General features: G+C 74.1%; 8 protein-coding genes and 1 pseudogene. 7 read left to right on the top strand and 2 right to left on the bottom strand.

All coding sequences use genetic code 11. The features are described from left to right. The 5 genes from FMEAI12_RS02770 to FMEAI12_RS02750 all read left to right on the top strand — a co-directional run. A partial coding sequence (locus tag FMEAI12_RS02770) for a glycerophosphoryl diester phosphodiesterase membrane domain-containing protein (RefSeq protein WP_368672047.1) occupies positions 1-1,044 on the top strand: 1,044 nt, incomplete at its 5' end. Continuing rightward, on the top strand, positions 1,041-1,820 hold the full coding sequence (locus FMEAI12_RS02765) for a DUF4129 domain-containing protein (protein ID WP_112104864.1): 780 nt from the start codon (positions 1,041-1,043) through the stop codon (positions 1,818-1,820). The genes FMEAI12_RS02770 and FMEAI12_RS02765, both read left to right, overlap by 4 nt. 155 nt (positions 1,821-1,975) lie before the next feature. After that, a complete protein-coding gene (locus tag FMEAI12_RS02760; protein ID WP_235013626.1) occupies positions 1,976-3,340 on the top strand; it encodes a DUF4350 domain-containing protein in 1,365 nt (454 codons plus the stop codon). Between the two features lie 41 nt (positions 3,341-3,381). Next, positions 3,382-4,377 carry an AAA family ATPase gene (locus FMEAI12_RS02755; RefSeq protein ID WP_285224174.1) on the top strand — a complete coding sequence of 332 codons (996 nt, stop codon included), beginning with the start codon at positions 3,382-3,384 and terminating at the stop codon, positions 4,375-4,377. Positions 4,378-4,386: 9 nt separating this feature from the next. Next, on the top strand, positions 4,387-5,685 hold the full coding sequence (locus tag FMEAI12_RS02750; protein WP_112104862.1) for a DUF58 domain-containing protein: 1,299 nt from the start codon (positions 4,387-4,389) through the stop codon (positions 5,683-5,685). On the opposite strand, the gene FMEAI12_RS02745 is transcribed toward FMEAI12_RS02750, so the two are convergent. After that, a complete protein-coding gene (locus FMEAI12_RS02745) occupies positions 5,657-6,796 on the bottom strand; it encodes a LysR family transcriptional regulator (protein ID WP_146776618.1) in 1,140 nt (379 codons plus the stop codon). The two genes, FMEAI12_RS02750 and FMEAI12_RS02745, sit on opposite strands and share 29 nt — an antisense overlap. A gap of 81 nt (positions 6,797-6,877) precedes the next feature. Between FMEAI12_RS02745 and FMEAI12_RS02740 the strand changes: the two genes are divergently transcribed. After that, a complete protein-coding gene (locus FMEAI12_RS02740) occupies positions 6,878-7,498 on the top strand; it encodes a hypothetical protein (protein WP_146776617.1) in 621 nt (206 codons plus the stop codon). A gap of 114 nt (positions 7,499-7,612) precedes the next feature. On the opposite strand, the gene FMEAI12_RS02735 is transcribed toward FMEAI12_RS02740, so the two are convergent. Continuing rightward, positions 7,613-8,620 carry a stage II sporulation protein M gene (locus FMEAI12_RS02735; protein WP_071064564.1) on the bottom strand — a complete coding sequence of 336 codons (1,008 nt, stop codon included), beginning with the start codon at positions 8,618-8,620 and terminating at the stop codon, positions 7,613-7,615. A gap of 94 nt (positions 8,621-8,714) precedes the next feature. On the opposite strand from FMEAI12_RS02735, the pseudogene FMEAI12_RS02730 reads away from it, so the two are divergent. Then, positions 8,715-9,461, top strand: a pseudogene (locus tag FMEAI12_RS02730) (RDD family protein); the annotation flags it as partial. Between the last annotated feature and the right edge of the window lie 407 nt (positions 9,462-9,868).

The following is a 9,868-nucleotide window of genomic DNA, read 5'->3' as shown; positions in this document are numbered from 1 at the left end:
CCCGCGCCCGGCGAATGGCCTGCGCCCGGCGGCTGGCAGGCCCCCGGCAGCGACCCCGCCGCGGCGCCGGTCCCCGGGCAGGGCGCTCCCCCCGGCTACATCCCGAACAGCCCGAACAGCGGGTACGGGCCGGGCGGGTACGGGCCGCACGGTGGCTACGGCCAGCAGCCCGGCCCGGCCCGGGGCTACGGCGCGTGGGGCCCGAACGGGTGGGGCGGTCCGCCGATCGCACCCAAGCCCGGCGTGATCCCGCTGCGCCCGCTGGCGGTCGGCGAGATCCTCGACGGGACCTTCGCGACGATCCGGTCGAACCCCGGCGCCACCCTCGGCCTCGCCCTCGGCGCCACCGCCGTGGTCGAGACGATCAGCACGGTCGCCGCGATCGCCGCCGAGGAGATGTCCAATACGGCGGCAACGGTACTGACGCTGCTGCTCTTCGGCCTGAACGCGGCGCTCGGGATCTTCCTCTCCGGGGTGCTCGCGGTGGTGGTGAGCGAGGCGACGCTCGGCGGGCGGATCACCGCGGGCGACGCCGTCCGCCGGGTCACCCCCCGGCTGGGCGGTCTGCTGATGCTGACCCTGGCGGTCACGCTGTTGAGCGCGCTCGGCCTGGTCGCGCTGATCGTGGGGGCGGTCGTGGTCGCCGTCTACCTGAGTCTGGCCACACCGGCCTACGTGCTCGAGGCGCAGTCGACCGGCGACGCGCTTCGGCGCTCGTGGCGGCTGGTCAAGGGATCGTGGTGGCGGACGCTCGGCGTTCTCCTCCTCTCCGCGGCGGTCGGCGGGGTCCTGATGTTGATCTTCGCGATCCCGACCAGCGTGATCCTCATGTCGTCCGAGCAGACGTTCGGCAGCCTGGTCGAGGGAGACCTGACCGTGGCCGGGCACATCGTCAACGCGATCGGCAGCCTGCTCGCCACGACGGTCGCGACTCCGGTGATCTCCGGGGCCGTCGTCCTCCTCTACATCGATCGGCGCATCCGCCGTGAGGGGCTGGACGTCACCCTCACCGAGGCGGCCCGCCAGCGCGCGGCCACTCCGTGATCACCGGCCACCTGTCCGCCCCCTTCCTGCCCTCGTTCCTCCCCTCCCTCGTCGCTCCGGCCGTCGCCCCGGCGGCGGCCGGCGGCCCGCTCGGGGGGCCGGTGACGCGCGAGGGGGCGCAGGACGAGGCTCGGCGCGAACTGTCCAAGAGCGTCTACCAGGACGCCCAGCCCGACTGGTTCACCCGGACCATCACCTGGATCAACGACCGCCTCGCCGATCTGTGGAACTGGCTGACCCCGGACACCGATGCCGGCGTGGGCGGTTTCAACGGACTCGGTGTCCTCGCCGTGCTCCTCGTGCTCGTCGCGCTCGCCGTTGTGATCCGGCTGTGGCTGGGCCCCGTCCGGCGGACCGCGCGGGACCAGGCGGAGGAGACCGACCTGTCCAGTCCCCTCACCGCCGACCAGCTCCGCGTGCTGGCCCGGGACCAGGCCGGCCAGGGCGCGTACGCCGAGGCGGTGCGGTCCCGGCTGCGGGCGATCGTGCGGATGCTGGAGGAGCGTGGAGTGCTGGACCCGAGACCTGGACGCACGGCCGGCGAGCTCGTCGACGCCGTCCGCGCGGCCATCGACCGCGACAGCGATGCGATCGGTGCGCTGGTCGCGGCCGTCGAGGTGTTCAGCGAGATCTGGTACGGCGGTGGGCCGGCCACCGAGCGGGCCTACGAGGTTCTGGTGCGGGCGGACGAGCAGCTCACGGGCGTGCGACGCCGCCCGGGCCATGGCCGGTCCGACGACCGGTCCGACGACGGATCCCGCCCGGTCCCGGCATGACCGCTCCGCCGACTGACCGCCCGCGCCCGGCGACACCGGCCTCCGGGCCCTTCGGCACTCCAGCGGGACCGCGCCCGGGCGCAGGCGTGGGCCGAGGCGGGGGTGGCTCGACCCACGTCCGCAGCGGTCCCCGGCCGCCGGCGGTCCGGCGCGCGGTGCGGCTCGGCGCCGTCCTCGGCGCACTGGTGATCGCGTACGCGGTGATCACCGCTGTGGTCAGCCGCCCGGCCGGCCACGGCTACCTGGACATCACCTCCGCGGACGGATACGGCACCCGGGCGGTCGCGGAGATCCTGCGCGCCCGCGGGGTGACGGTGACGGCCGGCGAGCAGGTGCCGACGGCAGCCCCGGCACCCGGCCCCGCGGGGACGTCCGCAGGGCGGACGGTGGTCGTCACCAACCCCGACCTGCTGTCCCAGGCCGAGCTCGACGCGCTGGTGACCAGCACCCGCGCCGGCTCGGACGTCGTTCTCGTCGCCCCGGATCCCAGCGTGGTGGTCGCGCTGGGCCTGCCGGTCACGACCGGGCAGCCGGGCGTAGGTGACTACGGTGACGAATCCCCCCCGGGGTGCACGCTCCCCGAGGCAGGCGCGGCCGGGTCGACCACGGTCGGCGACTCGGTGACGTTCGCCCGCACCAACGGCCAGGACGGCCAGGACAGTCAGGACGGCCAGGGCACCCCGGGCGGCCGGAGCGGCGCCACCCGCGTCGAGCTCTGCTACGGCGACCCCGGCGCGGCCCGGCTGGCGGTGCTCACCCCCACCCGGTCGGACGTCGGCAGCGGGCCGACCGGGCGCCTGGTGCTCCTGGGCGGCGGCGGCTTCCTCACCAACGAACGCCTGGACGAGACCGGGAACGCGGCGCTGGCCCTCGGGCTGCTCGCCCGCACCCCCCGGCTGGAGTGGGTGACCCCGGTCGTCGCGGCCGAGGACGCCGTGGGCACGAAAGGCCTGTCGGAGCTGCTCCCCGACGGTTTCTGGTTCGGCTCCCTGCAGCTCCTGCTCGTCCTGGTGTTCCTCGCCCTGTGGCAGGGACGGCGGCTCGGGCCACCGATCGAGGAGCCGCTGCCCGTCGTGGTGCGCTCCACCGAGACCGTCGAGGGCCGGGGCCGGCTCTACGCCGCGGCGCACGCCCGCGAACGGGCCGCCGCGGCGCTGCGGGCGGGGCTGCGGGCCCGGCTCGCCGACCGGCTCGGCATCGATACCGCCGCGGCCGGCTCGCCGTGGCACACCCGTGGCCCGGATCCGACCGTCCTCGTGGCCTCCGTCGCCGAACAGACCGGACGGTCACCCATGGAGATCGGGCCACTCCTGTACGGTTCGGACATGGCGCCCACGGGCTATTCCCAACCACCCTGGCCGGCCCACCAGGGCCCGCCCGCCTCATGGGCATCACCGATCCCGCCGAGCCCGGTCGACATCCAGGCTGCCAGGACGAGGCGGGATGCCGAGGGTGACGTCGCGCTCGTCCGGCTGGCCCGCACACTGCACGAACTCGATCGACAGGTGGGCAGAAGGTGACATCCCCGAACCTCGGCGCTCCCCCGCCCGGATCGGAGACGCTGCGCAAGCCGCTGGCCGCTCCGCAGGCGCCTCCCCCCGCCGACGCCGAGGCCGCCCGCCGGGCGCTGGTGACGCTGCGCGACGAGGTCGCGAAGGCCGTCGTGGGCCAGGACGCCGCCGTCAGCGGCCTCGTCGTGGCGCTGCTGTGCCGCGGCCACGCGCTGCTCGAAGGCGTCCCCGGGGTCGCGAAGACCCTGCTCGTACGAACGCTGGCGGCCGCGTTGTCGCTCGACACCAAGCGGCTGCAGTTCACCCCGGACCTGATGCCGGGTGACGTCACGGGTTCGCTCGTCTACGACAGCCGGACCAGCGAGTTCACGTTCCGTGAGGGGCCGGTCTTCACCAACCTGCTGCTCGCGGACGAGATCAATCGGACGCCACCGAAGACCCAGGCGGCGCTGCTCGAGGTCATGGAGGAACGACAGGTCACCGTCGAGGGCGTGCCACGCCCGCTCCCGGCGCCCTTCGCCGTCCTGGCGACCCAGAACCCCATCGAACACGAGGGGACCTACCCCCTTCCCGAGGCGCAGCTGGACCGTTTCCTGATCAAGGTGACGCTGCCGCTGCCGCCCCGCGACGACGAGGTGCGGATCCTCGCCCACCATGCCGGCGGGTTCGACCCGGGCAACCTGGCCGCCGCCGGGGTGTCGCCGGTGGCCGGCCCGGCCGATCTGGCGGCCGCGCGGGCAGCCGTGTCCCGGGTGCAGATCCACCCCGAGGTGCTCGCGTACATCGTGGACCTGGCGCGGGCCACCCGGGCGGCTCCGTCGGTGCAGCTCGGGGTGTCGCCGCGCGGGGCGACCGCGCTGCTGGCGACCACCCGCGCGTGGGCCTGGCTGTCCGGGCGCACATACGCCACGCCGGACGACGTCAAGGCGCTGGCCCGGGCGACCCTGCGCCACCGGATCAGCCTGCGGCCGGAGGCCGAGCAGGACGGCGTCACCGCCGACACCGTGCTCGACCAGGTGCTCGCCGTCGTGCCCGTCCCCCGGTAACGGGCAGCTGTGGCGATCACCGGCCGCGCCGTGGCGCTGGTCGCGCTCGGCATCGTCGTGGTGGTTCTCTCCCCGGCGCCGGGCGCGACCTTCGTGCTGGTGAACCTGCTGGTCGTCGCGCTGATCTGCGTCGACGTGTGGCTGGCGGGGCAGGTGCGCGCGTGCACGTTCGCCCGCTCCGGACCGACCGCGGCCCGGCTGGGTCAGCCGGTTCCGCTCGTGCTGACCGTCGCCAACGACGGAACCCGCACCGTGCGGGCCCGCATCCGCGACGGCTGGCCGCCGTCCGCCGGCGCCCGACCGCGGGTGCACCGGGTGACGGTGCCAACGGGCGAGCGCCGGTTCCTGGAGACCACGCTGAACCCGACCCGGCGCGGTGACCGGATGCCCGTCCGCATCACCGTGCGCTCGCTGGGCCCGCTGGGCCTGGCCGGGCGGCAGGGCCGGCACCACTGCCCGTGGCGGGTGCGGGTGCTGCCGCCGTTCTCGTCCCGCCGGCACCTGCCGGCCGCGCTGGCCCGGTTGCGCGAGGTGGAGGGCGAGGTCGCGATCCGCGGCGGCGGCGCCGGCTCGGAGTTCGACAGCCTGCGGGAGTACGTCGTCGGCGACGACGTGCGGACGATCGACTGGCGGGCCACCGCCCGCCACCACGGCTCGGTGGTCGTCCGCACCTTCCGGCCCGAACGGGACCGCCGGGTCATCTGCGTCCTCGACACCGGCCGGACGTCAGCCGGCCGGGTCGGCGACGTCCCCCGGCTGGACCATGCGTTGGACGCCGCACTGCTGCTCACCGCCGTCGCCCTGCGGGCCGGGGACCGGGTCGGGCTGGTCGCCCACGACAGCACCAGCCGGATCTCCCTGCCGACCTCACGGGACAACGGCCTGCTGGCCCGGATGAGCGATGCGATGGCCACCCTGGAACCGGCCCTCGTCGAGGCCGACCACGCCGGGATGGCCTCGGCGGTGCTGCGCAACGCCTCCCGGCGTGCCCTCGTCGTCATCTTCACCGAGCTTGTCCCGGCGGTGATCGAGGACGGCCTGCTGCCGGCGCTGCCCACGCTGACCTCCCGGCACACGGTGCTCGTGGCCGCGCTGCGCGACCCCCGGCTTGACGAGCTCACAGCCGGGCACGGCGACGTCCACCAGGTGTACGCGGCGGCGGCGGCGGAGCAGACGCTGCTGCGGCGGCGCGAGCTGACCGAGGCGCTGCGCCGCCGCGGCGTCGAGGTGGTGGACGTGGCACCGGCGCACTACGCGGCGCTGGTCACCGACACCTACCTCATGCTGAAGGCCCGCGGGCGCCTGTGACCGCGGCCCGCGCGGCGGCCCCCCGCGCGAGATCCGGGGTGCCCGGACGCTCCCGGGGCTCCGCGGCGGCGTCCAGGCCCGTCTCGCGCACGACGGCACGCAGCTCCCGGACGACGCGCAGCGCCCGCTCCCCCGGATCGACGCGCGTGGTCGCGTAGACCTCCTGGGTCAGGTCGACACCGTCGCGGCGGACCGGGACCCAGCGGAACGAGCCCGCCCGCGTGCCCGCGAACGAGCTGCCGCTCTTGAACGGCAACGCGATGTCGGACGGGACGACGACGGTGCCGTGACCGTCCTGGCCGAACGCGACGAGCACCTTGGTGCCATACGCCTCGTGCGCGACCCGGGCCGCGATCCCCGGATCGTCCGCAATGTGCTCGGCGATCTCCCGCTCGAGCATCTGACGGGAGCGTGCGGGCAACGGCGGCACCAGCAGCCGGCGCCGGACCAGATCCCGAAGCTCGATGCCGTGCTCGGCCTCGGCCTCGGCCTCGGCGGAGTCGATCATCGCCTCGAGCCGGGATGTGTAGAGCCGGTGCCGGTCGAGGGCGGGCGGATCGCCCACCCGCCTGGGCGGCGGGCCGATGACGAGGTCCGTCGCGCCGTGCAGGAGCGACCCGATGACGTTCTCCTCGAACACGACCATCGACCGGTCCTGCTCGCCCAGCACGTTGGTGGTGCACTCGATGTGGTCATCCGACCGGCCGTCACGCCCGCCGGCGTCACCGCCGGGACGTTCGTCGGCGACCGTCACGCGCAGCCGGCGCATCACCGCGGAGACCAGGTGCGCGTGCTGCGGGAGGAACGTGATGCGCAGCGTCGACGAGCCGGCGTCCGACAACGCGCCCCAGCGGTCCATCATCTCCCGCGCCTGGCGGTACACCTCCGTCCCGAACACCGAAAGGCCACGCCGGTCCTGGGCGAAGAGGCTGCGGCCGGCGAAGGCCGACTGGAGCAGGTCGAGGTTCTGCCGGACGGCGTTCGGGGTCTGGCGGAGCTCGTCCGCGGCCCGGCTGACCGAGCAGTCGAGCTCCGCGACCGAGACGAAGACCCGCAACCTGGCAAGGGTGATCCGGGGGTCGGGACCGCGTCCGCGCTCGTGCTGAGGCACAAGCTGAGCTTGGCACAGCTCAGAAGATTTTGTGTGCCTCAGAGCAGCGCAAGTTCTGTGGGTACGGAAATAAAGCTGCTCTTGCTCACGGTCGAGGACGGCCGGCACGATAGGCGGGTGGACATCCTTGATCCGGATCTTGCGGCACGCATCGGCGCGCTCGGCGCCGCGGATGCCGACGGCGTAGGGCGCGAGGCGTGCGCGCTGTTCGCCGCCGGATACGGGCGGCGCGACGCGCGCGACCTAGCCCGAGCCCTGCACTGGCTGCTGCGCGGCAATCCACTGGTCTGCTCCAGCACCCAGATCATGCACGCTCTCGCGAACGGTGCGGGCAGCGCGCGATCCGGCGCGATGATCCCCAGCCCGACGCTTCCGGACGAGCCGCCCGCCGCCGGCACGCTCCCGGCTCGGGCGCCCGCCGCCCCGCCACACGGCGCGGTGCCCTCGCTCGCCGGTCTCGCCGGGCTCCCCGCGCTTTCGGACGCCCAGTGCGCCGCGCTCGCCGTCGCCCTCGATCTCAACCACGGCCTGGACCAGGGCACGGCCCGCGCGGACGGGTCCCTGCCGCCCCACGGCGCGACCGCGGACCTCATCAAGCTGCTGGCCCTCGGCCGCCGGCTGGCGCTGGCGCTCGAGCTGCTCCGCCGTCCGGACTATTTCCTCTCCGAGATGTACCGGGGCGAGGAACTCCTGATCGGCTAGGACGGCCGACCGAACCGGCGGCCGACCCGAGCCCGAGCTGGACGGCCGCCGCCGCGCGGCGTCACAGCGCCAGGGCGTCTGGGGCGTCACTACGCTCACGACGTCACGGCGGCACTAAGCCACGGGCACGAGATCCGCGGCCAGGGACTCTTCGAGATCGCCCCGTTCTCCGGCGGCGACCGCGCGACTCCCGTAGATCCACACGTAGGCGACGAAACCCGCCCAGGCCAGCGCACCGATCCCGATCCGGATCGCGGTGGGCAGGGACGACGGTGTCACGAACGCCTCGATGACCCCGGAGATGGCGAGCACGACCGCCATCCCCAGGACAATCCCGATCGCGGCCCTCCCCTCGGCCGCCAGCGCCTCCACCCGGCGCCGAGGCCCCGGGGCGATGATCGACCATCCCAGCCGCAGGCCGACCGCGCCGGCCACGAAGACCACGGTGAGCTCCAGCATCCCGTGCGGCAGGATGAGGGAGAAGAACTGCCCGCCCTCCCCGCAGCTGCCCATGTAGCCGCCGACGATGCCCAGGTTCACCGAGTTCAGCAGCAGGACGAGAAGCGTCGGGATGCCGAACAGGACACCGAAGGCCACCGCCTGTGCCGCCACCCAGGCGTTGTTGGTCCAGACCTGGCTGGCGAACGACGAGGCCGGGTTCTCGGTGTAGTAGCTGGCGAAATCCGACCGGCACAGGTCGGCCACCTCGTCGGGCGGGACGAGGTTCGCCCGGGCGTCCCCGTTGTTCATGATCCAGAGCGCGAACGCGAGCGCGACCAGCAGCGACATCACCGTGGTCGCGATCACCCAGTAACGGCGCACGTAGACCGCGGCGGGGAACGTGACGGCGAAGAACCTGCCCACGACATGCCAGCCCTGGTCCGGCGCACCGACGACCGCGGCCCGGCCCCGGGTGACCAGACTCGCCAGATCGTCGACCAGGTTGGGGTCGTGGGACCGGCCGCGGATCACCGACAGGTGGGTGGCGGCGCGCTGGTACAGCTCGACCATCTCGTCGAGCTCGTCGGCGGACATCCGCCGCGGCCGGCCGGCCCGGTCGACCAGCTGGCCCAGCCGAATCCATTCCGGACGGTGGACGGCGACGTACGCATCGAGGTCCATGGGAGGCTTACTCTTCCAGACCGGTCCGCGCCCCGCGCGTGCCGGGCATGATCGGTCGTGACCGGAACGGCTGCAGGCGCGCGGGGAGCGGCGGATGAACCAGGTGGTCACGGGTGAGGCCGTCGCCATCGACCTGCGGGTCGCCCGGCTGGGCTCCCGCATGATCGCCGGGCTCATCGACCTCGCCATCCAGAGCTACGCCCTGTACACGATCGCCATCGCGGGCTTCCTCGTGGTCCAGCCGGGCGACGAGGCCCTGACGGCCGCCCTCTTCCTCGTCATCTATGTGGGTGTCGTCCTCGGGTATCCCGTCGCGTGCGAGACCTTCATGCGGGGCCGCACGGTCGGGAAGATGGTGCTGGGCCTGCGGGTCGTCCGTGACGACGGTGGTCCGATCCGCTTCCGGCACGCGCTCACCAGGGGGCTGATCGGCACGGTCGCCGAGCGGCCAGGGCTGTTGCTCGGCCTGCCCGCCGTGATCTGCATGCTCTGCTCGAGCCGCTCCAAGCGCCTCGGTGACGTCTTCGCCGGCACCGTCGTCCTGCAGGCGAACGTGCCGCGTACCATCGGCGCGCTCCCGACCGTCCCGCCGCCGCTGGTCGGCTGGGTCAGCACCCTCGACCTGACCGGTGTGGACGACGAGCTCGCCGTGCGCGCCCGCCGCTTCCTGGCCCGGGCACACGAGCTCTCGGACGATTCCCGGGAGCGGATCGGCGGTGCCCTGCTGTACGAGATCCGCGCGGCGGTAGCACCGCAACCCCCTTCGGACGCGCCCGGCTGGGCCGTCGTGTCCGCCGTGCTCGCCGAACGAACTCGCCGCGCGTACGTACGGCTGACGGCAGGCCGCCAGCCCCATGCCGGGGTCACGGGATATCCACCCGGCGGACCGGCGGGCTGGTCCCCCGGCGGTCCGAATCCAGGACCGGCGGAATACCCGCCCTTCCACGCCGTGCCCTACCCGAGCGCCCCGTTCCCGGCGGCGCAGCACCCAGGCGCGCCGTTCCCAGCGCAGCACCCAGACGCACCGTTCCCGGCGGCGCAGCACTCAGGCAGCGCCCCGTTCCCAGCGGCGGCCTACCCGGGTTCCCCGTTCCCGGCGACGCGACACCCAGGCGCATCTTTCCCAGCCGCGCACTACCCGGGCGCGCCGGGAGCACAGGTCCCTGCCGGGCCCCAGCTGGACGCGGCGTCCCCGACCGCGCCCTACCCGGAGGCACCCGTCCCAGCTACTCCCCAGCCCCCCAACAC

The sequence above is a fragment of the Parafrankia sp. Ea1.12 genome, assembly GCF_900465275.1.
GTDB classification, from domain to species: Bacteria; Actinomycetota; Actinomycetes; order Frankiales; family Frankiaceae; genus Parafrankia; species Parafrankia soli.
The sequence above is the reverse complement of the archived record's forward strand: the minus strand, read 5'-3'. Positions and strand labels throughout refer to the sequence as shown.

Coding starts and splice junctions, on each gene's coding strand:
- FMEAI12_RS02735 (WP_071064564.1), bottom strand. CDS start 8,620: ATGGACCTCGATGCGTACGTCGCCGTCCACCGTCCGGAATGGATTCGG.